The organism is Natronomonas sp. CBA1123 (assembly GCF_009741925.1).
In the GTDB taxonomy this organism is placed as follows: Archaea; Halobacteriota; Halobacteria; order Halobacteriales; family Haloarculaceae; genus Natronomonas.
In genome coordinates, this window is the sequence record NZ_WPCC01000015.1 from 17,710 (window position 1) to 42,141 (window position 24,432).

At 65.7% G+C, this 24,432-nt stretch carries 20 protein-coding genes; 11 read left to right on the plus strand and 9 right to left on the minus strand.

The genetic code is table 11. From position 1 onward, the window contains the following. Positions 1-8: 8 nt before the first annotated feature. Complete coding sequence (locus GJ631_RS08825) at positions 9-1,826, minus strand: S9 family peptidase (protein WP_156708800.1); 1,818 nt, start codon at positions 1,824-1,826, stop codon at positions 9-11. Positions 1,827-1,913: 87 nt separating this feature from the next. Here GJ631_RS08825 and GJ631_RS08830 point away from each other — a divergent pair, with 87 nt between their 5' ends. The 3 genes from GJ631_RS08830 (at position 1,914) to GJ631_RS08840 (ending at position 6,653) form a co-directional block, all read left to right on the plus strand. After that, entirely contained in the window at positions 1,914-3,458 is a 1,545-nt protein-coding gene (locus GJ631_RS08830) for a lipopolysaccharide biosynthesis protein (RefSeq protein WP_370518610.1), read from the plus strand. Between the two features lie 72 nt (positions 3,459-3,530). Beyond that, a complete protein-coding gene (locus GJ631_RS08835; RefSeq protein WP_156708801.1) occupies positions 3,531-4,586 on the plus strand; it encodes a glycosyltransferase in 1,056 nt (351 codons plus the stop codon). An 81-nt stretch (positions 4,587-4,667) separates the two neighbouring features. Further along, on the plus strand, positions 4,668-6,653 hold the full coding sequence (locus GJ631_RS08840) for a long-chain fatty acid--CoA ligase (RefSeq protein WP_156708802.1): 1,986 nt from the start codon (positions 4,668-4,670) through the stop codon (positions 6,651-6,653). A gap of 18 nt (positions 6,654-6,671) precedes the next feature. Here the strand turns inward: GJ631_RS08840 and fer are convergent, their stop codons facing one another. Together fer and folP are read right to left on the minus strand one after the other, a co-directional pair. Next, positions 6,672-7,361 (minus strand): ferredoxin Fer, encoded by a 690-nt coding sequence (gene fer, locus GJ631_RS08845; protein WP_370518611.1) that lies wholly within the window; start codon positions 7,359-7,361, stop codon positions 6,672-6,674. 57 nt (positions 7,362-7,418) lie between these two features. Next, a complete protein-coding gene (folP, locus tag GJ631_RS08850) occupies positions 7,419-9,863 on the minus strand; it encodes a dihydropteroate synthase (RefSeq protein WP_156708803.1) in 2,445 nt (814 codons plus the stop codon). A 124-nt stretch (positions 9,864-9,987) separates the two neighbouring features. On the opposite strand from folP, the gene GJ631_RS08855 reads away from it, so the two are divergent. Beyond that, complete coding sequence (locus GJ631_RS08855; protein WP_197424930.1) at positions 9,988-10,392, plus strand: CBS domain-containing protein; 405 nt, start codon at positions 9,988-9,990, stop codon at positions 10,390-10,392. 3 nt (positions 10,393-10,395) lie between these two features. Here the strand turns inward: GJ631_RS08855 and GJ631_RS08860 are convergent, their stop codons facing one another. Beyond that, positions 10,396-11,235, minus strand: coding sequence for a M48 family metalloprotease (locus GJ631_RS08860; RefSeq protein WP_156708805.1), 840 nt, complete (start codon positions 11,233-11,235; stop codon positions 10,396-10,398). A gap of 285 nt (positions 11,236-11,520) precedes the next feature. Here GJ631_RS08860 and dapA point away from each other — a divergent pair, with 285 nt between their 5' ends. Both dapA and dapB read left to right on the plus strand, forming a co-directional pair. Continuing rightward, complete coding sequence (gene dapA, locus GJ631_RS08865) at positions 11,521-12,402, plus strand: 4-hydroxy-tetrahydrodipicolinate synthase (protein ID WP_156708806.1); 882 nt, start codon at positions 11,521-11,523, stop codon at positions 12,400-12,402. Beyond that, on the plus strand, positions 12,399-13,139 hold the full coding sequence (dapB, locus tag GJ631_RS08870) for a 4-hydroxy-tetrahydrodipicolinate reductase (protein WP_156708807.1): 741 nt from the start codon (positions 12,399-12,401) through the stop codon (positions 13,137-13,139). The genes dapA and dapB overlap by 4 nt, the downstream gene beginning before the upstream one ends. Positions 13,140-13,199: 60 nt before the next feature. Here dapB and GJ631_RS08875 read toward each other — a convergent pair whose 3' ends face one another. After that, positions 13,200-14,597, minus strand: coding sequence for a PAS domain-containing sensor histidine kinase (locus tag GJ631_RS08875; protein WP_156708808.1), 1,398 nt, complete (start codon positions 14,595-14,597; stop codon positions 13,200-13,202). Positions 14,598-14,726: 129 nt separating this feature from the next. On the opposite strand from GJ631_RS08875, the gene GJ631_RS08880 reads away from it, so the two are divergent. Then, the gene (locus GJ631_RS08880) at positions 14,727-15,563 is read left to right on the plus strand and encodes a 2,3,4,5-tetrahydropyridine-2,6-dicarboxylate N-succinyltransferase (protein WP_156708809.1); all 837 of its coding nucleotides are present in this window, start codon (positions 14,727-14,729) and stop codon (positions 15,561-15,563) included. Positions 15,564-15,601: 38 nt separating this feature from the next. On the opposite strand, the gene GJ631_RS08885 is transcribed toward GJ631_RS08880, so the two are convergent. Next, positions 15,602-15,883, minus strand: a complete 282-nt coding sequence (locus GJ631_RS08885) for a hypothetical protein (RefSeq protein WP_156708810.1) — start codon at positions 15,881-15,883, stop codon at positions 15,602-15,604. Positions 15,884-15,964: 81 nt separating this feature from the next. Here GJ631_RS08885 and lysA point away from each other — a divergent pair, with 81 nt between their 5' ends. Continuing rightward, complete coding sequence (gene lysA, locus GJ631_RS08890; protein WP_156708811.1) at positions 15,965-17,209, plus strand: diaminopimelate decarboxylase; 1,245 nt, start codon at positions 15,965-15,967, stop codon at positions 17,207-17,209. Positions 17,210-17,312: 103 nt separating this feature from the next. Here the strand turns inward: lysA and GJ631_RS08895 are convergent, their stop codons facing one another. Both GJ631_RS08895 and purB read right to left on the minus strand, forming a co-directional pair. Next, on the minus strand, positions 17,313-18,395 hold the full coding sequence (locus GJ631_RS08895) for a CNNM domain-containing protein (protein ID WP_156708812.1): 1,083 nt from the start codon (positions 18,393-18,395) through the stop codon (positions 17,313-17,315). Between the two features lie 69 nt (positions 18,396-18,464). Continuing rightward, positions 18,465-19,847 (minus strand): adenylosuccinate lyase, encoded by a 1,383-nt coding sequence (gene purB / locus GJ631_RS08900; RefSeq protein WP_156708813.1) that lies wholly within the window; start codon positions 19,845-19,847, stop codon positions 18,465-18,467. 147 nt (positions 19,848-19,994) lie between these two features. Between purB and GJ631_RS08905 the strand changes: the two genes are divergently transcribed. The 3 genes from GJ631_RS08905 to GJ631_RS08915 are packed head-to-tail and all read left to right on the plus strand — an operon-like array spanning position 19,995 to position 22,711. Then, a complete protein-coding gene (locus tag GJ631_RS08905; protein ID WP_156708814.1) occupies positions 19,995-21,068 on the plus strand; it encodes a PQQ-binding-like beta-propeller repeat protein in 1,074 nt (357 codons plus the stop codon). 51 nt (positions 21,069-21,119) lie between these two features. Beyond that, positions 21,120-21,788 (plus strand): HAD family hydrolase, encoded by a 669-nt coding sequence (locus tag GJ631_RS08910; RefSeq protein ID WP_370518612.1) that lies wholly within the window; start codon positions 21,120-21,122, stop codon positions 21,786-21,788. Then, entirely contained in the window at positions 21,785-22,711 is a 927-nt protein-coding gene (locus tag GJ631_RS08915; protein ID WP_197424933.1) for an aminoglycoside phosphotransferase family protein, read from the plus strand. Before GJ631_RS08910 ends, GJ631_RS08915 begins: the two co-directional genes overlap by 4 nt. Before the next feature lie 3 nt (positions 22,712-22,714). Here GJ631_RS08915 and GJ631_RS08920 read toward each other — a convergent pair whose 3' ends face one another. Further along, positions 22,715-24,271 carry an acyl-CoA carboxylase subunit beta gene (locus GJ631_RS08920; protein ID WP_156708815.1) on the minus strand — a complete coding sequence of 519 codons (1,557 nt, stop codon included), beginning with the start codon at positions 24,269-24,271 and terminating at the stop codon, positions 22,715-22,717. Positions 24,272-24,432 lie beyond the last annotated feature (161 nt).

A 24,432-nucleotide genomic window follows, 5' to 3' on the forward strand; every position in this document is an offset into this window, starting at 1 on the left:
AGCCGTCTTCAGACGTGTTCGTCGAGGAAGTCGACGATTTCGGTGTACGCCTCTTTGCGGTTTTCCAACTTCGAGAAGCCGTGGCCTTCGTCTTCGAAGATGAGTTTCCTGACCGGAACGCCCTGTGCTCTGGCTTGCTCGACTATCTGTTCGGCCTCTCCCACAGGAACGCGGGGGTCGTTGGCGCCGTGGAGGACGAACAGCGGCGCCTCGATGCTCTCGATGTTGTTGATAGGTGAGATGGATTCGAGGAACTCACGGTCCTCACTCAGTGAGCCGTACTCGGCCTCGCGCAACTCGCGGCGCCACGACCCGGTGTTTTCGAGGAACGTCACGAAGTTGGCGATGCCGACGGTGTCGATGCCGGCGGCCCACAGTTCGGGGTACTCGGTGAGCGCCGCGAGCACCATGAACCCGCCGTAGGAACCGCCCTTGGCGACGATTCGGTCGCCGTCGATGTCGGGTCGGTCGGCGAGCCACTCGACGGCCGCCTCGATGTCGGCCACCGAATCCATCCGCTTTTCGACGTCGTCGAGATGGGTGTAGGCCCGCCCGTAGCCGGTCGACCCGCGGACGTTCGGCTCGAAGACGGCGTAGCCGTGTTCGAGGAGGTACTGCTTGACCGGCGAGAAAGATGGTCGCCGCTGACTCTCGGGGCCGCCGTGGATGTCGACGATGACGGGCGTGCCCTCTTCCGGTGCCGACTCCGGAAGCGAAAGGTAGCCCGGAATCTCTCGGTCGTCGAACGTCTCGTAGCGCACCAACTCGCTTTCGCGGAACGTCTCTTCGGGAATACCCGCCGTGGAGGCCCGAGTCCACCGCTCGGCGTCGCCCGACGCTACGTCGACGACGTAGACGTTCGTGTTCTCGGTGTCGGCGGTGACCGTCACGGCGAAGCGGTCGGCCTCGTCGTCGAAGGCGACACCGCCGGCGACCCCCGCCGGAATCTCGGGGTCGGGAAACGCCTCGATAGTCGTCTCGCCGGTCAGTTCGCCGACGGTCAACTTCGTGTAGCCGTCGACGTTCCGCGAGTAGACGAGTCGGCCCGTCTCGTCGTCCAAGGCGACGCCGTCGAGGTTCCACTCGCCGCCCTCCTCGACCGTCTCGATGTCGCCCGTCTCGGCGTCGAGTCGCGCGAGATACAGCGTGTCGGCATCGAGGTCCGTACAGCAGTACACCCCCGTTCCGTCGGGCGACCACGAGAGGCTCGAATACCGGATGGCGTCCTCGGAGTGGTCGGTCAGATGGGTCAACTCCCCGGACTCCACGTCGAGGACGTAGGCGTCGTGGTCGAAACTGGAATAGGCTTCGTGAACGAGCAGCCGTGAGTCGTCGGGGCTCCATTCGCCGAGCGACAGCCAGCCGTCGCCTTCGTGTATCAACTCGGCGTCGTCGCCGGTCTCCTCGCGTCCCTGGACGTAGATGTCGAAGGCCGACTCCTCGCGTCGGTTCGAGGCGAAGGCGATGCGGTCGCCGTCGTGGCTCCAGCCACCCCACCGGTGTTTCGCGTCCGTCGCGGTGAGGTTCCGTACCGTCCCGTCGGCGTCGAGTCGGAACAACTGCTGGCGTTCGTTGCCGCCCTCGTCTTTCCCGAAGACGAGTTCGTTCCGTTCGGGCGACCACGTGCTGAAGGTGACTCGCTCGTCGTAGAAGGTGCGCTGTGTCGGCCACGCGCCCGGTTCCTCGACGGTCCACACCTGTGGCGTCCCAGTCGTGTCCATCCGAAACGCGAGCGTGCCGTCGGGGGCGAAACTCGCCCCGAAGGCGCTTCGGACGTTCAGATAGCGCTCGATGTCGTACACGTCCGCGTTGTGGAGGCGGTGCATAATAGCGATTCGCCCGGCGACTCTCTGCGGCCGCCCTCGTCGGGAACCCGACGATTTTACGACGACACCGACGGAACGCTACGACCAGTGGGCCGAACCCGAGACGACTCGGTCGAGTCGATTCCCGACGACGAACGCGAGGCGCTGTTGACCATCGCCCACGGCGCGGTCGTCACCTCCGGTGGCGTCTCCGGCCAGCGGCTACTGATGACGACCGTTGAGGTCGTCCTCGCACGCGGTCTCGGCCCCGCCGCCTACGGCGTGTACGCGCTGGCGTGGCGAATCACCCAACTGCTCGTCAAACTCGTCACGTTCGGAAGCGTCCCCGCACTGCAGCGGTTCCTCCCGTCCTACGAAGACGACCCGCGGCGACGCGCTGCCGTAGCGGGGTTGGCCTACCTCACTACTCTCACCTTCGGCATCGCCATCGCCGCGGCCGTCTGGCTGTCGGCACCGCGACTCAACGACCTCACCGTCGCCCGGCCGTCGTTCGTCCCGACGATGCGCGCCTTCGGTGTGCTCGTGGTGTTGCTCGGTGTCATCACAGTTGGTAGTGCCATCTTTCGGGCGGTCGGGTCGGCCCGCGGCGAAGTGCTGTTCAACAAACTGCTCCGCCCGGCCGTCCGTCTCGTCGGTGCGACCGTCGCGCTCGCGGCGGGGTACTCCGTGGTCGGCGTCGCCGGCGCCATCGTCGTCGCGACGGGACTGCTCGCCCTCGTCGTCGTCCCGGTTGCGGCGCGGGTGACTGGCGTCGTCCCGTCGCCCCGTGGGATGAGAACCGAGGCCCGCCGGTTCTACAACCACGCGGCGCCGGTCGCGATGAGCAGTCTCGGAAAGGTGTTTCAGAACCGCATCGACGTGCTCCTCGTCGGCGCGCTGTTGACGGCCGTCGCGGCCGGGGTGTACAACGCCGTCCTCGTGTTGGTCGCCATCGCGTGGATTCCGCTGTTGTCGTTCAATCAGCTGTTGCCGCCCGTCGCCTCGGAGTTGTACGCCGACGGCCGAACCCAGACGCTCAACGCTGTCTACTCGTCTGTGACGCGACTCATCGTCACGACGGTCGTCCCGATACTGGCGGTGCTCGTCGTGTACGGACGCGAGCTACTCGGCGTCTTCGGGCCGGGGTACGTCGAGGGATATCTTCCCCTCGTCGTCTACCTCGGTGGCGTCTCCGTCGGCAGCGCCGTCGGGGCGACCGGCTGGCTCCTGATGATGACCGACCACCAGTACGCCCGGATGCTGCTCGATTGGCTGCTCGCGACGCTCAACGTCGGGTTGACCTACGCGTTCGTCCTCCGGTTCGGTCTCGTGGGTGCCGCCCTCGGCACCTCGCTCGCCATCGCCATCCAGAACGGCATCCAGGTGCTGTTGTTGCGACGGTTCGAGCGCCTGTGGCCGTTCGACCGGACGTTTCTCACCCCGATGGCGGCGGGGGTCGTCGCCCTTGCAATCATGTGGGTGATTCGACTCGCCGTTCCGGGACTGGCGGCCGTCGGCGTCGGCGCTGTCAGCGGAATCGCCGCGTACGTGGGCGCCCTCCGCGTCATCGGCGTCGACCCGCGGGACCGACTCGTCGTCCGAGAACTGACAGAGCGGTACACCGCCGACCTGACACAGCTACTTCGCCGGTGACCGACTGCCGCCGAGCGTTCGGACCGCCCCGATTCCCATTCCTTTTTGCCACCCCGCTTCGTCGTCGAGTCCATGCGAATCGCGGTCGTGTTCAGAAGGCCACCGCCGCAGTCCGACCGCGACGGCGCCCTCCGCCTCCGGCGACTCGCCCGCCGCTTCGCCGCTCGCGGCCACGAGGTTCGGGTGTACTGTCTCGGCTGGTGGGGCAGCGACACCCGGCAGTTCGAACTCGACGACGTGGTCTACGAGTCGGTCACCTTCGATACGCCGCCGCTGTTCTACACGCGGATTCCGGGTTTGCTCGCTCGGCACCGCCCCGATGTCGTCCTCGCCTCGGCGTCGCCGCCCGGCGCCGTCGTCTCCGCACGAATCGGCGCCACGCTCGCACGTGCGCCGCTCGTCTGTGAGTGGTTCGGCGACGAACCGGAAGTCGAGAGGTCGCCGTGGACCGGGACGGCCGCTCGCGTTCCGACGCGAGTCGTCACGCCCTCGGAACTCCAGCGGACGCGCGTCCGGGAGTTCGGCGCGACGGAGGAGAACACCACCGTCGTCCCCCAGAGCATCGATTTCTCGCTCGTCGCCGACACCGACCCCGCCGAGCGCCGCGACGTGGTGTACGCCCGCCGGCTCGACGAGGACGCCAATCTGGAGAGCCTCCTGCTCGCGCTGGCGGAACTCCGCGGCGAGGACGGCTGGACGGCGACGGTCATCGGTGACGGTCCCCAGCGGGCCGACTACGAGCGGCAGGCCCGTGACCTCGGATTGGCCGACCGCGTCGAGTTCGCCGGCGAGTGCGACCGCGAGGAGCGCGTCGCCATCTACCGCGGCGCCCACGCCTTCGTCCAGACCGCCCGACGGGAGTTGTTCGCCGAGGAGTTGCTGTGGGCCCTCGCCGCCGGCTGTGTCGGTATCGTCGAGTATCAGGGCGACTCCAGCGCCCACGAACTCGTCGAGCGCCGCGAGCGCGGCATCCGCGTCACCGACATGGAAGCTCTCGACGACGCCATCGAGGAGGCCTGGAGCTACGGCTTCCAAGACATCGACGAGTCCTTCCGGTCGTTCGACCACGCCGCGGTCGTCGACGACTACATCGAGTTGTTCCGGAACTGTGGCGTTGAGGCGCCCTGAAATCCGTCGAACCCACCTCGTAACACGATAAAGTGGTCAACGTGCGGATAGCTTCAAGTGCGTGTGTGATTATCAATCGCTATGGATTGGAGAGCAGTCGAACGCGAGTACACGGACGAGGTAATCGGCGAGACGACCATCCCGGAGCTGTTCTTCGATTCGGTGGGGCGGAACGGCACTCGGGACGCCCAGATGTACAAGGGCGGCGTCTACGACCGGTCGCTGACCGACGACGTGGTTCCGGAACCGCCCCGAGGCGAGTACGGTGCGCTCACCTACGAGGAGACCGGCGACATCGTGCGCTATCTCGCCACGGGCTTTCGGGAACTCGGCGTCGGCCCCGACGACCGGGTCGGCATCTACGCGAACACCCGCATGGAGTGGTCTCAGGCCGACTACGCGATTCAGTCCGCCGAAGGCGTCGTCACGACCGTCTACACCGAATCCTCTGCGCCGAAGGTCCAGTACCTGCTGGACGACAACGACGCGATGGGCTGTGTCGTCGAAAACGAGGCGCTACTGGAGACGCTGCTGTCGGTCGAGGACGACCTTGAGTTGGAGTTCGTCGTCGTCATCGACGAGGTCTCCGAGGAGTACGCCGACCGCGAGGACATCCACACGCTCGCAGATGTGTACGAACTCGGGGCGGCCAACCACGACGAGGACACCTTCCAGTCGTGGCTCGAGAACCGCGAGTGGACGGACCTCTGTTCGCTCGTCTACACCTCGGGGACGACCGGCGACCCGAAGGGCGTCGAGTTGACCCACAAGAACTGGCGGACTTGCTTCAACCAACTCCGGAAGCGCATCGGGCCGCGTCCCGACAAAGACGAGGACATCCCCGTGATGGAGGCCGGGATGACGGCGCTTTCGTTCCTGCCGCTTGCACACGCTTTCGAGCGCATCAACCACTTCCACGAGTTGGGCATCGGCATGACCGTCGCCTACGCCGAAAACCCCGATACGGTCGGCGACGACCTCAAACAGGTCGGTCCCGACGCCGCGGCGTCGGTACCTCGGGTCTACGAGCGCATTTACAACCAGATGCGCGAACAGGCCTCCGAATCGCCGGTGAAAAAGCGCATCTTCGAGTGGGCCGTCGACACCGCCCAGACGTACGACGACGCCGACGACCCCGGCACCATTTTGGAGACGAAACTGAAAATCGCCGACAAACTCGTCTTCTCGCAGGTGCGTGAGGCCCTCGGCGGCAACGTGCAGTTGTTCGTCTCGGGCGGTGGGTCGCTGTCGGAGGACCTCGCGAAACTGTATCGGGCGATGGGGCTGACGATTCTGGAAGGGTACGGTCTCACCGAAACCGCCCCCGCGCTGACGACGAACCCACCGGAGGACATCCGCGTCGGGACGATGGGCATCGCGCTGTGTGACGTGGACCTTCAACTCGACCCCGATGTCGTCAGCGAGGAGACGAAAGCCTCCGAGAAAGGGCAGGTCGGCGAACTGCTCGCGAAGGGGCCGAACGTCTTCGAGGCCTACTGGAACAAACCCGAGAAGACGGAGGCCGCCTTCACGGACGACGGCTACTTCCGGACCGGCGACATCGTCGCCATCGACGGCGACGGCTACGTCCGCTTCGTCGACCGACGGAAGAACCTCATCGTCCTCGATACGGGCAAGAACGTCGCCCCGGAGCCAATCGAAGACGAGTTCGCCACCTCCGCCCGCGTCGACCAGATTATGGTAGTCGGCGACGACCGGAAGTTCATCGGCGCGGTCATCGCGCCGAACTTCGAGGAGTTGTGGGAGTGGGCCGACGAGGAGGGAATCGACCTTCCGGAAGACCCGGAGGCAGCCATCGAGGACGACAGAGTCCACGAATGGGTCGCCGAGGAGGTCGACCGCGTCAACGAGGTGCTGTCGAAACACGAGACCATCAAGGAGTTCCGGCTGGTGCCCGAGGAGTGGACCGCCGAAAACGACCTGTTGACACCGTCGATGAAGAAGAAGCGGCGGAACATCCGCGCTGCCTACGAGGAGGCCATCGAGGACATCTACGGTGAGGAATCCGACGAAGCCGAGGCGGAAGCAGCCGCGACGGACGACTGAACCGCCGAGCGTCCGCTCTCAGTCGTCGGCTTGGGCCTTCTCGAAGGGACTCGGCGGCAACAGGAGGTCGTCGAGGTCGGGCAGGTGTTTGACGTTGTAGACGACCTGCAGTCGGTCGGTCGCCGGCCGCGCCATACAGGAGAGTCGAATCCCCCGGTCGAGCATCTCCTCGGGGAGGATGTGGTCGACCGGCATCGACAGTTCGCCCTCCTTGATGGCGACGGCGCAGTTCGCACACGCGCCGCCGCGGCAGGCGTAGGGCCACGCGAAACCGCGGTTCTCGGCGGCTTCGAGGAGCGATTCCCGCGGTTCGGCCAGAAACCGGCCGTAGTCCTCGTGGTCGAGGTTCGCCGCCGACGCTTTATCGAAGAGGTCGTCGTCATCGAGGCTCCAGCCGTGGTCCGCGAGTACGTCGTAGTTGAGATACTCGACGCGCGTCGCCGACTCCTCGGGTCCGTCGGTGGTTTCGTCCGACTCGTCGGCCTCGGATTGCGGTTCGCCCGGCGCGCCGACCTTCTCGTCGGCGTCGGGCACGCTCCGGGCGCGGCCGGCTTTGATGTCCTCGTAGGCCTCCCGGACGCGCTTGAACTCCCGTGGAGAGCCGCCGTGGTCGGGGTGGGCCTCCTTGATTCGGTCCCGGTAGGCCTGCTCTATCTCCCGCTGGTCAGCACCCGGCTCGACACCCAGAACCTCGAACGGGGACGCCACGCCTACGTGTAGTCGAACGGCGAGGATATATCTTCTCCAATCGGCCGAACGTGTCGGTTACTCTTCCGTGAACGCCGCGGGGTCCATCACGGCAGCGGCCGTCTTCACCGCGGCGACGTTCTCTTCGACGTCGTGAACCCGCACGATGTCGGCGCCCCGCTCGGCAGCCAGCGCGCTTGCGGCGACGGTTGCGGAGAGCCGTTCGTCCGCCTCACGGTCGAGGAGTCCGAACATCGACTTGTGCGAGTGGCCGAGGAGAACCGGACAGCCGAGCGCACGGAACTCCTCTAAGCGACCGAGTATTTCGAAGTCCTCCCCGGGAGACTTTCCGAACCCGAGGCCGGGGTCGACGATGATTTGTGAGCGGTCCAATCCGGCCTTCTCGGCCAACAGGACGCGTTCGACCAGCGCATCGAGCGTATCCGAGACCACGTCGTCGTACTCGATGTCGGCCTCGGGGTCGACCGGGGTGTGAATCGAGTGCATCACGACGACGGGAACGTCGTGTTCGGCTGCCACCAGCCGCATCTCGGGGTCCTCCAGCCCGGATACGTCGTTGAGAATGTCGGCGCCGGCATCGAGAGCGGCCCGTGCCACCTCTGCTTTCCGGGTATCGATAGAGACGAGGGCGTCGGCGTCGGAAAGCGCCTCGACGACGGGAACGACGCGCTCTTTCTCTTTTTCGACCGCGACAGGGTCGGCGCCCGGTCGGGTGGACTCCCCGCCCACGTCGACGATATCGGCGCCGGCCTCGACGAGGCGTCGACCCTGTTCGACGGCGTCGTCGATGTCCTCGTATTGGCCGCCGTCGTGGAAGGAGTCGGGCGTCACGTTCAGAATCCCCATGACCGCGGTTCCGTCGTCCCACGGGTAGCCGTGTGGTTCGGGTCGATGGCCGATTTCCAGCGTCTCCCTGAGTTCGTCGGCGAACCGCGAGAGGCCGTAGGCCTGCCCGTCGAGTTTCTCCGCGAGGCGCTTGAACTGTGCGAGCGTTCCCATCAACACCACGTCGACGAGTTCGCGGTCCTGTGCTGTGAGTCCGGAGGTGGCACACTCCGCGCCCAGCGACAGCGACTCCTGTTTGAGGTATTCGGCCTGTCGGGGTTGGACGCGGGTGGCGACGACACGGTGGACGCCCTTCGCTCGCATTCGGTGGATGCCACCCTCGGTCACGTCGGCGCTTTCGAGCACGTCGCGAGCGGCGTCGAGGTCCGGCACGCGCTTTTCGACGCGGAGTCGGGTCCAGCGCCGCCTGGCTTCGGCGACGACGAACAGCGACCCACAGACGAGAACGGCGTCGCCGTCGCCGGCCGCGTCGATGGCGGCCTCGACGGCGTCCTCGACGGCCGCCTTCGTCCGTCCCTCGGCGTCCGACCCGGCGGCCTCGAACGCCGCCGCGAGCGCCTCGGGCGTTTCGGCGCGCTCGAAGTCCGGCCGGCAGGTGTAGACGTAGTCGGGGTCGGGCAGCGCTTCGACCATGCCCGCGTGGTCCTTGTCGCACATCGCACCGAAGACCAGATGCAGGTCGTCGTACTCGAACGTCGATAGCGTCTCCGTGACGCCGGCACAACTGCCGGGGTTGTGTGCGCCGTCGAGGACGACGAGTGGCTCTCGCTCCATCACCTCGAAGCGGCCGGGCCAGTGGGCGTTCCGGAGGCCGCGTTCGATGTCGTCGGTCGAGACGCCGCCCATCTGTCGACAAAGTTCGGCCGCGACGCCGGCGTTTCGAGCCTGATACGTCCCGAGGAGCGGGAGGCGTGTCTCCACAGTCCAGTCGTCGCCGTCGAGTGCGACGGCCTGCTCGACGCCCACCCGACCGTCGTCACGGACGCGGATGTCCGCCTCGTCGTCGGTTCCGACCCGACGGACCGTTCCGGCCACGTCCGTGACGGCGTCGAGGGCGTCGCCCTCGGTGGCGGTGACGAGCGGGTTCGAATCCGGCGCGACCGCGGCCTTATCACGGGCGATTTCGGGTATCGTGTCACCGAGGATGTCGGCGTGTTCGAGCGTGACGCTCGTGACCGCTGCGGCCTCGCTGTCGACGGCGCCGGTCGCGTCGTAGCGGCCGCCGATGCCGACCTCCAGTACCGCCACGTCCACGTCGGCACGGGCGAAGGCCCACACCGCAAGCGCCGTCGTCGTCTCGAAGAACGTTGGCGAGGCGCCCTCGGCGGCCCGCTCGGTGACGTACGGTTCGACCTGCTCGACGAACTCACACACTGCGGTCTTCGAGACCTTCCGGCCGTCGATGCGGACGCGCTCGCGAACGTCGTCGAGGTGCGGAGAGGTGTACAGCCCCACGTCGTAGCCGGCTTCCCGGAGGACGGATTCGACCATTCGGGCGGTGCTGCCCTTCCCGTTCGACCCAGCGATGCGGACGACCCGGAGGTCCTCGCCGGGCCCCCCGAGGAAATCGAGGAGCCGCCGGGTCGACTCGACACCGGTCGTCGGCGAGTACCGGCGGAGGTCGAACAGGAAGTTCGCCGCCTCGTGGTACTCCATACCCTAGGGAGTTCCGGCGGCCGCTTTAGCGTGTCGAACGCAGGTGAGACGGCAGCGACTGGCGGTGGTGGCGGAACGCGCCGAGAACCGGATGCTTATAACCGGGTGCGCGCAACGGACCGCCATGAACACGGAAGTCGGGCATCTCATGACCGCGCCTGTACTGACGGCCGACCCGGAGACGCCCGTCGAGGAAATCGCTGACGGAATGCTCGAGAAGGGCATCAAATCCGTCGTCGCCGTCGACGACGAGGGCCGCCCGATTGGCATTCTCACCTCGACGGACTTCGTCCGCATCGTCGCCGAAGGGACGCCCAAGTCGACGACGACCGTCGGCGACCACATGACTGAGGACATCGCGACGACGCAATCCGACGTGGCGATTCCCGAAATCGCCGAACGGATGGTCGAGTACGAAATCAGTCACTTCCCGGTCGTCGACGAGGACGGCGAGGCAATCGGAATCATCTCGGCGACGGACCTCACCGAGTACATCTCCGGAATGGCGGTCAGAGAACCGAGCGAATAGAATTCAGTAGTACGACCGTTCCACGTCCCGAACGGCCTCGATTCGCTTCTCGATGGGCGGGTGCGTCGCGAACACTCGCTCCAGTGCCGAGCGCTCGCCGCCGAAGATACACAGCGCGCTGACGTTGTCGTCTAACTCGGCGTTGCCGCGCTGGCCGGCCGAACTAATCTTCTGGAGCGCGCGTGCCATCGCGTCGCCGCCGACGTGCTCTGCCGCATCGGAGTCGGCGACGTACTCCCGGTACCGGGAGATGGCCAGTACGAACACCATCGCCACCGACTGGACGAGGATGGAGGCGATGTAGCCGAGGATGATGCTCCCGATACCGTCCTCGCCGGCGAAGGCAACGACGAAGTACGCCGCCAACCCGAGCATCGAGGCGATGGACTGGCCCATCACCATCGTAATCACGTCGCGGTTGTCGATGTGGGCGAGTTCGTGGGCGAGGACTGCTTCGAGCTCATCGTGGCTCAGGAGGTGCATCAACTCGGTGGAGACGACGACCACGCCGGCGCCCCGGCGGCCGACCGCGAAGGCGTTCGGAACGCCCATGTCGGCGACCATCAGGCGTGGCTTTTCGAGGTCCATCTCCTCGCTGATGCGTTCGACCGAGCGATGCACCTCGGGGAACCGGTCTTCGGGCATGTCCTCGGCGCCGGTACTCCACAGCGCCATCTTCTTGCCGACGACGTACTGGAAGCCGGCGAAGGCGACCGTCCCCAGCAGGATGACGGGGATGCCGACGCCGAAGACCTCGAAGGCGACGATGGCGAGCATCGCATAGAAGGCGAAGAGGATGCTCCCCACGACCGCCATGCGGGCTTTGAGTCCTACGTGTCTCATGTACCCCGAGTTAGGCGTTTACGGTCAAATGGCTTCTGGCGTGGATGATAACACACCACACGACGGTGTGTCGGACTCAAAACGCCTAAGTCCGTCCGCGAACGTCTCTGATGTATGCGAGATGGCGTACTCGTCGGTCGGCCACGGACGAACCCCAGCGAGTCCGTCGTCTCAGTCGCTTTCTCCAAAGGCAAACGTTCGTAGACCGGTCTCCGGCGGGCGTGGCGTCCCGTCGCAGGTCGACACCGAACGCACAGCCTCCGAACGCACGACTCCCAACACACCATGACACACGACACATTCGACGGCGTCTTCCCCGCGATGACGACGCCGTTCCACGACGACGAAAGCATCGACCACGACACCCTCCGGGCCCACGCCCAGCGACTCGAAGCCGCCGGCGTCGACGGCCTCGTGCCGGTCGGCACGACCGGCGAATCCGCGACGATGACCCACGACGAACACATCGAGGTCGTCGAGACGGTCGTCGACGCGGTCGACGACGTGCCGGTCATCGCCGGCAGCGGGTCGAACAACACCCGCGAGGCGCTCGACCTCTCGGAACGGGCGGCCGCCGCAGGCGCCGACGGCCTGCTCCTCATCTCGCCGTACTACAACATCCCTGAACCGGACGGGATGGAACACCACTTCCGGCAAATCGCCGACGCGGTCGACCTCCCGCAAATCATCTACAACGTCCCCGGCCGCACCGGCCGGAACATCGCCGTCGAGACCGCCGTCTCCCTGGCCGAACACGAGAACGTCGTCGGCTACAAGGCCGCAAGCGGCGACCTCAACCGGACCAACGAGGTCATCGAGCGTACCCGCGAGGAGAACTTCTCGGTGCTGTCGGGTGACGACGCCCTGACGCTGCCCGTCATCGCACAGGGCGGCACCGGCTGTATCAGCGTGGCGGCGAACGTCGAACCCGAACGCACCGTCGCCCTCGTTGGGGCGGCCCTCGAGAACGACTTCGACCGCGCCCGCGAACTCCAGTACGAACTGGGTGACCTCTTCCGGACGCTGTTCGTCGAGACCAACCCCATCCCCATCAACGAGGCGATGGCGATGCGGGGTATCCACTCCGATACGATGCGCTCGCCGCTCAATCCGCTCCAACCCGAGAACCGCGACCGACTGCGCCGCGTCCTCGACGACCTCGAATGAACCTGCTCGTCATCGGTGCGACCGGACGGACCGGCAGCGAAATCGTCGCCGAGGCCAGCGGTCGTAGCCACGACGTGACCGGCGTCGCCACGTCCTCTGACACCATCGAGGACGTTCGCGTCTACCCCGACGAGGACCTCCCCGAACTGCTGGCAGACGCCGACGTCGCCATCGACTTCACCGTGCCGTCGGCCAGCCGCGAGTACGCCGCCCTCGCCGCCGAATCGGGCGTCCCCTACGTCGTCGGGACGACGGGGTTCGACGAGGGCGGCCTCGATGCGCTCCGGGCGGCCAGCGAGTCGACGCCGGTGCTGAAGGCGTCGAACTTCGCCCGCGGCGTGCAGGCGCTGCTCCGGGTCGTCGAGGCCGGCGTCGAGGCGCTGCCGGGCTACGACGTCGAACTCACCGAGACGCATCACAACGGCAAACGCGACGCCCCGAGCGGGACGGCGAAGACCCTCCTCGAGGTCATCGATTCCGCTCGTGACGATGCCCTCGACCGCGTCCACGGCCGGGAAGGCGAACATGAGCGGGAGGATAGCGAAGTCGGCGTCCACGTTCGCCGGGCCGGCAACGTCCGCGGGGAACACGAGGTGCTTCTGGCCGACAACGACGAGGTGCTGACGCTGACCCACCGCGCGGAATCGCGTCGAGTGTTCGCGGCGGGCGCCGTCGACGCCGCCGAGTGGCTCCTCGGCCGTGAGGCCGGCTGGTACGACTTCGAAGACGTGCTGTAGGTCCGTTTCTACACTCCTCCTCGGCGCTCCGAGGGACGCACGAGGCGACGAGAGTCTGCATCACTGTCGGACGAACTCGATGCCGGTGAATTCGAAGCGTGCTCCCCCGGCAGTTCCCTCGTGGACTTCGATGTCCCAGCCGTGTGCCTCTGCAATTCGCTTGACGATAGTCAGGCCGAACCCGGTACCACCGCTCGCCGACGAGTGACCGGGTTCGAATACGGTTTCCCGGTCGGCTTCGGGGATACCGGACCCGTTGTCCTCGACGTAGATGCCGTGTTCATTGATACATCCGATGTGGACTGTTACGTCAACCCGTCCGTGTTCGACCGCGTTCCGGAAGAGGTTCTCGAAGACCAGTCGGAGTCGGCTTCGGTCACCGCGGATGGTGATTTCGTCGTCGATTTCGATAGTCGCCTCCTGCGTTGCCGTAGTTTTCCAACAGGACCAAACGAGGTCGGTCAGCCGTATGGAATCGAACTCCGCGACGACCTGTCCCTGTCTGGCGAGGGTGAGCGTATCCGAGATGAGTCTCTCCATCCGGTTGAGCGCCTGCAGAAGCGGCTTGAGATGCTCGCTGTCGTCGTCCTCGGCGAGGAGTTTCGCTCGTCCCTGTGCGACGGTGAGTGGGTTTCGCAAGTCGTGAGAGACGACGCTTGCGAACTCGTCGAGTTGCTCTTTTTGCATTCGGAGTTGCCGCTCGCGTTCGACGCGCTCGGTGACGTTCCGCGTGATGCCGATAATCTGAGTCACTTCGCCGTCGGTGACGACCGGTGCGAGGTTCGTCTGCCAGAACCGTGCTCCCGTCTCGACGGGGACTTCCTCCTGATACGTAATCGGTTTGCGGGCCATCGCACACCGGTGATAGTTCGACTGGAGTTCCAACCCGAGTTCGTCGCCGAATACGTCGGTCGGGGTCTTCCCTCGGACGTCCTCGGTCGTGATGCCCGTCTGTTCCTCGTAGCTCTTGTTCAGCCGTTCGAACCGAAATTCCTTGCTGTCGTCCACGTCGTCAACGGCCAGAAAGAAGATGCCGTCTTCGACGGTTTCGAGCAGTGTCTTGTACTCCTCTGCGAGCTGTTGATACTGTTGTTCCTGTCGTTTTCGTTCGGAGATGTCACGGCTATTCACCAAAATCCCGCTGATGCGAGGGTCGTCTATCCGGTTTTGTAGCGTCGCTTCAATCCAGCACCACGACCCGTCGGCACGCCGAAACCGGGTTTCGATAACCCGTGTCTCGTTGGGGTTCGCCTGCAGCCTCTCGATGGCTTCGGCGACCGCCGCACGGTCGTCGGGGTGTTGGTAGTCGAACCCTGACTCGCCGAGCAGCCCCTCCTGCTCGTACCCGAGTGTCTGCTCTACCGAGGGACTGACGTACGTAATCGTCCCGTCAGAATCGATAATCGTGGCAATATCGGAGGACTCATCGACGAGTTTCCGATACGTATCCGCCTCCATGTGGATACTACGGCACGTTATTTTATAAGTCGTGTCGTCAGCCCACCATGAGTCCCTGTCAGCCCGGCCGCCACGGAAAACACGCGTCTTCCAATAGAGCCAAGTCCCGTGTTTCCGAGGATACGCCCAATGAGTGCACTCGAAAACGACATCGTGGACCTACAGCAACGAAAAGAAGAGGGATTGACCGCCGATGAAGCCACCGCCGAGGATATCGCCGTCTTAGAGGAGTTCCTAGCGGCACTCGAAGCGGGCGAGGTCCGCGCCGCGGAGAAAAACGACGGCGAGTGGGAGGCAAACGAGTGGGTCAAACAGGGCATTCTGCTCAATTTCGGCTTGCGGAACATCGAGACCCACACCTACGGCGGCGTCGACTACCACGACGTGTTGCCGCTGCGAGAGACCGACGACCTCCCCGAGCGAGGCACCCGGAACACGCCCGACGGCACCGTCGTCCGCCGCGGCGCCTACATCGGCTCGGACGCGATTCTGATGAGTCCGGCGTTCGTCAACATCGGGGCCCACATCGGCGACGGCACGCTCGTCGACTCTTGTGACACGGTCGGCTCTGCAGCCCAAATCGGTGATAACGTGAAGTTGGGTGCCAACACCCTCATCGGCGGCGTCCTCGAACCCGTCGAGGCCGCCCCCGTCGTCGTCGAGGACGGCGTTTCCTTGGGCGCTGGCTGTCGAGTCACCTCCGGATTCGTCGTCGGCGAAGGCAGCATCGTCGGCGAGAACACGCTCCTGACCCCGCGCATTCCGGTGTACGACCTCGTTGAGGAGGAGGTCATCTACGGCGAGTTGCCGCCCGAGCGGCGCGCCTTTACTCGGTTCGTCGAATCCAGCGTCGGCGACCACGACCTCTTCGAGGGCGGCGCCTACAAGCCCGCCGTCGTCGCCACCGACGTCGAGGAAGAGACCCTGGAGGCGACCCAACGCGAGGACGCCCTGCGCGATAACTGAGGGCGGTACGAGAACGGTTCTGTGGCAGGACTCGACGTTCAGTCGTCGGCTTCGGCGGGTTCGTCGTTGCTCGACTCCGTGTCGTCTTCGCTGCTTTCGACCGTTTCCTCGTCTGCGTCCTCGATTTTGATTGTCGTGGCGTCGGCGTCGTCGAAGCCGTCATCGTCGTCCCTGCCCGCGCCGACGGAGAGTTTGAACGCGAAGCGGTCTTCGCTGACGACGCTGCCGACGGCGGCGCTGAAGGGACCGAGCGTCGACCCGATGGCGATGCCGACGGGGTTCGTGCGGTCACTGCGGCGGCGTGGCGTCTCGTCTGTCATACCCCTCGGTTCGCTGTCGAGTAGGGCAAGCCTTTCGGTCGAAGCGGAACCCTTGTTATCGGTCGACCCTCCCTTTCGACAATGAGTCTCGCCGCCTCGCCGCTCGTCAAGCGCCTCGCCGATTGGGACGCCGACCGCCTCGAACGGGTGGCCGACGAACACGGCACGCCGCTGTACGTGATGGACCACGACCGCATCCGCGAGAACTTCGCGCGGTTCGATTCGGCGTTCGACTTCGCCCACGTCATGTACGCCGCGAAGGCCAACACGGGCCGGGCAGTCATACAGACGCTGTACGACGCCGGCGCCGACATCGAGTGTGCCGCTGCCGGGGAACTCGACCGCGCGCTGAAAGCCGGCGTCGCGCCCGAGGACCTCCAGTACACCGCGGTCAATCCGCCGGACGGCGACCTCGATTACGCCGTCGATTTGTGGGAGGACACCCCCGAATTGACCATCACGGCGGGCGCGGAGATGACGCTGGACCGTCTCGAAGCACGCGGCTTCGACGGCCGCCTCGCCCTGCGCGTCAACCCCGGCATCGGCACCGGCCACCACGAGAAGGTCGCCACCGGCAAGGACGCGAAGTTCGGCCTGCCGTACGACGAGGTCGAACAGGTCGCCGAGGAGGCACGCGAACGCTTCGACTTCGTCGGCCTTCACGCCCACGTCGGTAGCGGCGTCCTCTCCGATGACCTCGACGACCACCGTCGGGCCCTCGAGAAGGTCGCCGACCTCGCCGAACGCGTGGGTGATATCGAGTTCCTCGATTTGGGCGGCGGCTTCGGCGTCCCCTACCGCCCCGAGGAACCGCCGCTGGACATCGAGGCCGCCGCCGAGATGGTCCGGGGGGTCACCGAGGACGTCGATGCCACCATCGCGCTCGAACCCGGTCGGTATCTCGTCGCCGACGCCGGCGCACTCCTCACGCGGGTCAACACCATCAAACAGACGCCCGAGACGCGCGTCGTCGGGGTCGACGCCGGTCTGACGGCGATGATTCGCCCCGCGATGTTCGACTCCTATCACCACATCAGAAACGTCACGGGCGACGACCGCGAGGCCGTCGAATCGAGCGTCGGCGGGCCGCTGTGTACCAGCGCCGACGTGTTCTGTACCGACCGGCCCATCCCCCGACCCGAGGCCGACGATTTGCTTGCCATCGGCAACGTCGGCGCCTACGGCATCAACCTCGCCAGCCAGTTCCACTCCCAGCCCAAACCCGCCGAAGTCGCAATCGAGGGCGACGACGTTCGCCTGACGCGTCGCCGGGAGACGTTCGACGACCTGACGCGACTGGAGGACGAAGCGCCCGGAACCGAGTGACGCGGTGGTCCTCACGTGAGCCGTCGAAGGTGCCGACGCTTGTATCCGTCTCCCGACTGACTCGTTCAGCGTTCGGGTATCGAATACGTACTGTCTGCTCGTGTCACTGTGGAGCGGTCGTTCGGTCCCCGAGTTCGATATCCAGTGGGTCTTCGATTTCACCCATCACGGCTTCGAGGGCGTCAGTTGCGGTAATCAACCCCACGACGGTCCCGTCCGTGTCGTCAGTCACGAGCGCGAGTTCCTGGTGTTCGTCCTGAAACGAATCGACGGCATCACTGATGGGTGTGTCCGCGGGAAGCGTCATCGGCGGAGCGGCGATATCCTCGAACGTAACTTCGCCGCGTCTGAGGGCGTCGAGTTGGTCGACGACCGTGGGGACGTAGACGATTCCCCGATACTCCGCGGGGTCGTCACCGATTAACGGAAACCGTGTATGTGGGCTCGTCCCGATTCGGTCGAGGTTCTCTTGTGCAGAGACGGCCGTCGAGAGGAACACGATGTCCGACCGATGGGTCATGACCTCACTCACCGGCAGTTCGCCCACGCTGAACGCGTTGATAACCTCCTCTTTGCGTTCGTTGGTGAGGTCTCCGTTGTCGAGTAACGTCCCGAGTCGGTGACGGAGGTCTGCCCGCGATTCGACACGGTCGGTTTCGGTTTCGAGCCAGGCACCGGTCATCTCGATACCGAAAAGCCCGAGCGTCCATTTGGCGACGCTGTCGCCGAGTATGATAACCGGATAGAGCAGTTTGGCAAACCAGTAGAGGGGAGTCGCACCGTACCGAGCGACGAACTTCGTCCGCTCGACCCCGAGATACGTGGGCGTCTGCTCGCCGTGGGTCAGGTGGAGTAGATTGATGATGACGAACGCGAGGATGCCCCCCACACCAATCGACGTAAGCAGTGTGTTTTCGAAAACTGGATTAATCAACGCAGCCAACGCTGGTTCTGCGACGATGCCGACAGCAATACTGGTCGCGGAAATGCCGACCTGACAGCTCGTGAGATAGATTTCGAGGTTCTGTGTCATCTCCCAGGCCCGCCGGAGCCCCGGGACGTCGAACTCGGATCGTGGATACTGCCGGACACGGGTCAGCGCGAACTCGATTGCGACGAAAAAACCGTTCGCCAAAATGAGCAAGCCCCCGGCCAGCAGGCGAAGTATTAGTTCCACCCCGTTCATGTATCGATATCTTCCCGCCCGCATTATCAAGCGTTACGTTCCCTTCCCTCCGGGGTGAGCGGCCGGGTATCAAACCTCCTCGACCAACTCGCTGCCCAATCCGGTGTAGCCGGCGGGAGTGAGGTCGTGGAGTTCCTGCCGAACCGATTCGTCGACATCGAGTTCGTCGAACAACTCACGGAAGTCTTCCAGCGTCGCTCGCTGTCCCCGTGTGAGCGCCTTGATGCGCTCGTAGGCTTCGGTGTCGCCCTCCCGACGGAGGATTGTCTGGACGGCCTCGCCGATGATTTCGGGATTGGCCTCCAGTTCCTCCCGCATCACCGCCTCGTTCGGTTCGACTTTCGAGAGTCCCTTGGCGGTCTTGCCGTAGCCGATGAGACAGTGAGCGAAGGCCGCGCCGATGTTGCGCTTGACGGTCGAATCCGAGAGGTCCCGCTGGAGTCGTGAGGTGGTGACGTAGTCGGCGAGGAACGTCAAATCCGAGTTCGCTTTCGTGAGGTTCCCCTCGCTGTTCTCGAAGTCGATGGGATTGACCTTGTGTGGCATCGTCGAGGAGCCGGTCTCGCCCTCGACGGTTTCCTGACCGAGATAGCGGTCCGAGACGTAGAGCCACATGTCCAAATCGAGGTCTCGGAGGACGTTGTTGACGCCGCGCAAGGCGTCGAAGACGGCCGCGAGGTCGTCACAGGGGTTGACCTGCGTCGACAGTTCGGTGTGTTCGAGACCGAGGGACTCGACGAAGGATTTCGAGAACGCTCGCCAGTCGACGTCGGGGTAGGCGACGTGGTGGGCGGCGTAGGTGCCGGAGGCGCCGGCGAGTTTCCCCGAGAGGTCGTCGGCGGCCGCCTCGAGGCGACCGAGCGCACGGCCGAGACGGGAGGCGTAGACTGCCAACTCCTTGCCGTAGGTGGTCGGCGTCGCCGGTTGGCCGTGGGTGCGAGCCAACATTGGAAGGTCGCGGTACTCCCGTGCCTCCGCGACCAGCGTGTTGCGCAACTCACGGATTTCGGGCGCCAGCACGTCCTCGACAGCGGGTTTCACGAGCAGGCGGTGGGCGAGGTTGTTCACGTCCTCGCTGGTGAGCCCGAAGTGGACCCACGGCCCCTGTTCGTCCTCGTCGGGCAGCGCCATCCGGACGAAGTACTCGATGGCCTTCACGTCGTGATTCGTCGCGCTGTAGCCGGCGTACCCCTCGGTTTCGAGCTGTTTGACGACGGCGGCGTCCTCGGCGTCGAAGGATTCGTATCGGTCCCGAAGCGTCGCGCGTGTCTCCTCGTCCAGCGACAGCGGCGTCGCCTCGAGGTCGGCAAGGGCGATGAGGTACTCGACTTCGACCTCGATGCGGGCACGCATGAGGGCGGCCTCGCTTGCGTACTCTGTGAGCGGTTCGGTGTAACGGGCGTAGCGGCCGTCGAGCGGCGAGACGGCGTACAGCGGGCCCCGGTCAGTCATGGTCGTACCTGCGACGAGGCGTTGAAAAAGGGTGTCGATAATCGGCCCGTGGGAGCAGAATATAATCACGTCCGTGTATATCCTATCGCCGTTCGCGCGCTCGTTACGGGCGGAAAGATTTTTTCGTCGCTCTTCGTGCCGCGGAGCATGTCGCCCACACGCAGGTGCTTCCTCCGCAGTGTCGGTGCCGCGGCCGTCGGTGGTTCGCTGGCGGGCTGTACCGGTCTCGACGACATCGCTGGCGCGAACGACGGAATCTTGGCTGCCGTCGACGCGACCGACGGCAGCGAAAACTGGACCTTCGAGGCCGCCGACTGGATACGCTCCTCGCCGGCGTTCGCCGACGGCACCGTCTACGCCGGCAGCGACGACACCTACTGCTATGCGGTCGACGCCGCCGACGGAACCGAACGATGGCGTGCGTCCCTCGGGTCGGGGTCCGAAGACTGGGTCCGGTCCGGACCGACCGTCGTCGACGGCACCGTCTACATCGGCAGCGACAGCAGCCACCTCTACGCGCTGGATACGGACGATGGGTCCGAAGAGTGGTCAATCGAGACTGAAGACTGGGTTCGTTCCTCGCCGACGGTCGCCGAGGGAACGGTGTACGTCGGCGACGAGTCCGGTGTACTGTATGCGGTCGGTGCCGACTCCGGGACGGTCCGCTGGCGGTACCGAACGGACGATGCCATCGAGGGCACACCAGCCGTCGCCGACGGAACCGTCTACGTCGGGTCACGCGAAAGCGGCGTTCACGCCGTCGACATCGAATCCGGAACTGACCGGTGGCAGGCGGCCACGGGCGAGGAGTTCGTCGCTGGCCCGGCCGTCGCCGACGAGAGAGTCTACATCGGCAACACCGACGGAAGGATGTACGCCCTTGGCGTCGACAGCGGGACGGTCCAATGGGACCGAACCCTCGACGACAGCGGCGTGTACCGGCGAGCGACGCTGGCCGACGGCGCCCTCTACGTGAGCACGTCGGAGGGCCGACTCTACGCGATGGACACCGACGGCGCGCCACGATGGGAGGTCGGTCTCGGAGGCGAAGCCTACTCCGCACCCGCAGTCGCCGACGGCATGGTGTACGTCGGCAGCGACGACGAGACCCTGTCCGCCTTCGATACCGAAGGCGGGGACCGGTGGACCTACTCGATGCTGGATTGGATTCGGACCGACCCGCTCGTGGTCGACGGAACGGTGTACGTCGGGTCGGACTGAGACGCCCGCCGCCACCGCGGGAATTTTGCCGGAGCGGCACCTACTGGAGCCGTGACCTACAGCGCCGTCCTGTTCGACCTCGACGGAACCCTCTGTGAGCAGGCGCAATCGCCGGAGACGGTGTATTACGGCGCCTTCGATGCCGCCGGAATCGAACCGTTCGGCGAACCCGACGACCTGTGGGCGGCGCTCGGTGACTCGCCGCCACCGGACGACCAAGCGAGTTATCTGGCAGCCGGATTCACGAAGGTGGCCGCCCAACACAGCCGGGCGCCGGTCGACGCGACAGCTCTCGGTGAGGGATTCCTCAAGGTCGTGGATTACGCCCAGGTGACGCCGTCTCCGGGCGCGGAAGCAGCCATCGAGGCGGCCCGAAACCACGCTCGGGTCGGCCTCGTCACCAACGGCCCCGAATCGAGACAGGCCCAGAAACTCGACGCGCTGGCGTTCGGCGACCGCTTCGAGACGGTCGTTTACGCGGGAGACCTCCCGCGTCGGAAACCGCACCGCGACCCCTTCGATGCCGCACTCGATACGCTCGATGTCGCGGCGAGCGATGCGCTCTACGTCGGCGATTCACTGGAGTACGACGTTGCCGGTGCGCAGAACGCCGGACTGGCGAGCGCGTGGTACTCGCCGACGGAGGCCGACCCCGAACCGTACCGACCCGAACACGTCCTCGGTTCGCTGTCGGACCTCGGCGGTGTGGTCGGCCCGTGACTGACTCGCCGGAAGCCGTCATCGCGGAGGTGTGTCCGGAGGCATCCGTCCAGTCGGTCACGACGCCGTCGGAGGGGAACCGAAAGCGAACGGCTATCGTCGCCCTCGATGACGACCGAACGGTCGTCGTCCAGCAATCGCCCGACGCCGAGGCGCTCCGGACGGAGATGCGAGTGGCACAGGCGGTCGCGACTCGAACGACGATTCCGGTCCCTGCCGTTCTCGACGTCGGCCGCATCGACGCCTTCGGCTACTGTGTCACCGAGTACGTCGACGGTGACAACCTCCACGAGCGGTTCGTGTCTCTCCCGCCGGACCGCCGAGCGCACATCGCACGGCGGTTCGGCCACGCGCTCGCCGAGTTACACGAGGCGTTCCCCTTCGACGCCTTCGGCCCCGTCCGTGCCCAAAACGGGACCCTCGGGGCGAACGGACCGGACGCGTACGAACCGTGGCTGGTCGGCCACGGCGAGGCCGGCGTTCGTGCCCTCCCGGCGGCGTTTGCCGACCTCGAATCGCCGTTGCTCGATGCGATACGGGAGGGTCCCGACCGGAAGCCTCCACAGCCTCGGCTGTACCCGTGGGACCTGCGGCCCGGAAACGCACTCGTGGCGGCCGGCGAACTCGTCGCCGTCCTTGATTGGGGCGAACCGCTCGCGGCGACGACTGGCCTCTCTGTTGCCAAGACCGAACACCTCGTCGCCGACTGGTACGTCGACGACCCGACCCGGCTTCGGGCGGCGTTCCGTGACGGCTACAGTTCCGTTCGACCGCTCCCGGAACCGACGCGACGGGAGCGACTGATAGCCGTCCTCCGGTCGGCAGTCGACGCCGACGGCGAGGTCACGCGGCCGGGATATCCGGAACGAACCGGCGGCGACGCCGTCGCCTTCCACCGAAACCGACTGGAAACGCTGTTGTGAGCGCTACCACGGATTGATTGCGTGTTTCTTCGGCGGCCACTCCTCCTCCCGTGGTTCGTCGTAGCGATTCAACGCGCGTTTCACCCAGCCGTACGTTTCGGTGGGTTCGATGACGGCGTCCATTCCGACGCCCTCGACGGACCGAATGGCGTCGGTGCGGTCCTTGTAGAACTCGACGAGTTCCTGCCGTTTGGCATCAGGGTCGTCGGCCGCCTCGATTTCCCGTCCGTGGACGACGTCGACGGCGCCCCCGATACCCATCGCGGCGACCTCGGCGGTCGGCCAGACGGCCGTGAGGACGTTCTGGACGGACTCGCCGCCGCCCATGGCGACGTGACCGAAGCCGTAGCCGCGCCGAAGGACGAGATTGACGACCGGTACCGTCGCGCGATTGAGTTCGAACGGGAGTTTGCCGGCGGCGCGGGCGACGCCGTCGCGTTCGGAATCCGGCCCCGGGAGGATGCCGGGTACGTCTTCGAGGGCGACGATGGGGAGCCCGAAGGCGTCACACAACGAGACGAACCGTGCGGCCGCGGTGGAGGCGTCGGCGTCGATGGTGCCGGCCATCACCCGGGGGTTGTTGGCGACGATGCCGACCGGTCGGCCGTCGATGCGGGCGAACCCGGTGACGACGTTCCGTGCGAACTCCGGTTTCGTCTCGAAGAACGTCTCCTCGTCGGTGACGCCCTCGACGATGGCGTAGATGTCGTAACCCTTCTTCGGGTCGGCGGGCATCACTTCCAGCAGGCGTTCGCGGGTGGCCTCTGCGGGCGGCCGGGCGTCGGCACTCGGCGGGTCGCGACGAGCGTTCCGCGGCAGATACGAGAGGAACTCCCGAACCCCGTCGAGGCAGGCCTCGTCGTCCTCGTAGGCGCGGTCCGCCATACCCGTCTCGGCCGTCTGGAACCCCGCGCCGCCCAACTCCTCCTTCGAGAGGTCGACGCCGAGGGCGGCTTTCACCAGCGACGGGCCGGCCACGCCGAGCGTCGACCCTTCGACCATCGGCACGAAGTCGGCCATCGCCGAGAAGTTCGTCGGTGCGGCGAACCCGGGGCCCATCATCGCCGAGACGATGGGTACCCACCCCGAAAGTTTCGTCTGTAACCGGAAGATGCCGCCGTCGCCCTGTGCGGTGGGGCGGGCGTCCAGTCCTTCCTGAATCCGGTGGCCGCCGCCGTCGTGGAGGAGAACGGTGGGGAAGCCGCGTTCGAGCGCCAACTCCATGACTCGCTTCAGTTTCTCGCCGCCGGTGTGGCCGATGGAACCGCCCTTGACCGTGAAGTCGGTGGCGGCGATGGCGACGGGCCGGCCTTCGATATCACCGACGCCGGCGACGACGCCGTCGGCGGGGGCATCCTCCCGGTCCCAGTCGGCAGTCTCGGGCGTCGTCGGCGCCGGGGCGGCGAGTTGGCCGATTTCGTCGAAACTCTCACAGAGGTACTCGACGCGCTCGCGGGCAGTGAGTTTGTCCTGTGCATGCTGGCTCTCGACGGCGTCCGGCCGCCCCTCGTCGGCGACGGCCCGTTTTGCCTCCCGCAGTTCTTCGAGAAGGTCTGCCATTCGCGTTTCCTCCGACATGGGACGACGCTCACCCCGCGTGCTGTTAACATTGTTCGTCGAACAGCGAACACATACCCAACGCGTTAAACTGGGTTCTGTAGGCACAAACGTGTATAACAGCGGCATTCGGAGCCGCTGTCGTTCGTATTATATCCGTATAT

Excerpts from the sequence above, each read along its gene's own strand:
- GJ631_RS08825 (WP_156708800.1), bottom strand. The coding sequence starts at position 1,826 with ATGCACCGCCTCCACAACGCGGACGTGTACGACATCGAGCGCTATCTG.
- GJ631_RS08835 (WP_156708801.1), top strand. The coding sequence starts at position 3,531 with ATGCGAATCGCGGTCGTGTTCAGAAGGCCACCGCCGCAGTCCGACCGC.
- GJ631_RS08840 (WP_156708802.1), top strand. The coding sequence starts at position 4,668 with ATGGATTGGAGAGCAGTCGAACGCGAGTACACGGACGAGGTAATCGGC.
- folP (WP_156708803.1), bottom strand. The coding sequence starts at position 9,863 with ATGGAGTACCACGAGGCGGCGAACTTCCTGTTCGACCTCCGCCGGTAC.
- GJ631_RS08855 (WP_197424930.1), top strand. The coding sequence starts at position 9,988 with ATGAACACGGAAGTCGGGCATCTCATGACCGCGCCTGTACTGACGGCC.
- GJ631_RS08860 (WP_156708805.1), bottom strand. The coding sequence starts at position 11,235 with ATGAGACACGTAGGACTCAAAGCCCGCATGGCGGTCGTGGGGAGCATC.
- dapA (WP_156708806.1), top strand. The coding sequence starts at position 11,521 with ATGACACACGACACATTCGACGGCGTCTTCCCCGCGATGACGACGCCG.
- dapB (WP_156708807.1), top strand. The coding sequence starts at position 12,399 with ATGAACCTGCTCGTCATCGGTGCGACCGGACGGACCGGCAGCGAAATC.
- GJ631_RS08875 (WP_156708808.1), bottom strand. The coding sequence starts at position 14,597 with ATGGAGGCGGATACGTATCGGAAACTCGTCGATGAGTCCTCCGATATT.
- GJ631_RS08880 (WP_156708809.1), top strand. The coding sequence starts at position 14,727 with ATGAGTGCACTCGAAAACGACATCGTGGACCTACAGCAACGAAAAGAA.
- GJ631_RS08885 (WP_156708810.1), bottom strand. The coding sequence starts at position 15,883 with ATGACAGACGAGACGCCACGCCGCCGCAGTGACCGCACGAACCCCGTC.
- lysA (WP_156708811.1), top strand. The coding sequence starts at position 15,965 with ATGAGTCTCGCCGCCTCGCCGCTCGTCAAGCGCCTCGCCGATTGGGAC.
- GJ631_RS08895 (WP_156708812.1), bottom strand. The coding sequence starts at position 18,395 with ATGAACGGGGTGGAACTAATACTTCGCCTGCTGGCCGGGGGCTTGCTC.
- purB (WP_156708813.1), bottom strand. The coding sequence starts at position 19,847 with ATGACTGACCGGGGCCCGCTGTACGCCGTCTCGCCGCTCGACGGCCGC.
- GJ631_RS08905 (WP_156708814.1), top strand. The coding sequence starts at position 19,995 with ATGTCGCCCACACGCAGGTGCTTCCTCCGCAGTGTCGGTGCCGCGGCC.
- GJ631_RS08920 (WP_156708815.1), bottom strand. The coding sequence starts at position 24,271 with ATGGCAGACCTTCTCGAAGAACTGCGGGAGGCAAAACGGGCCGTCGCC.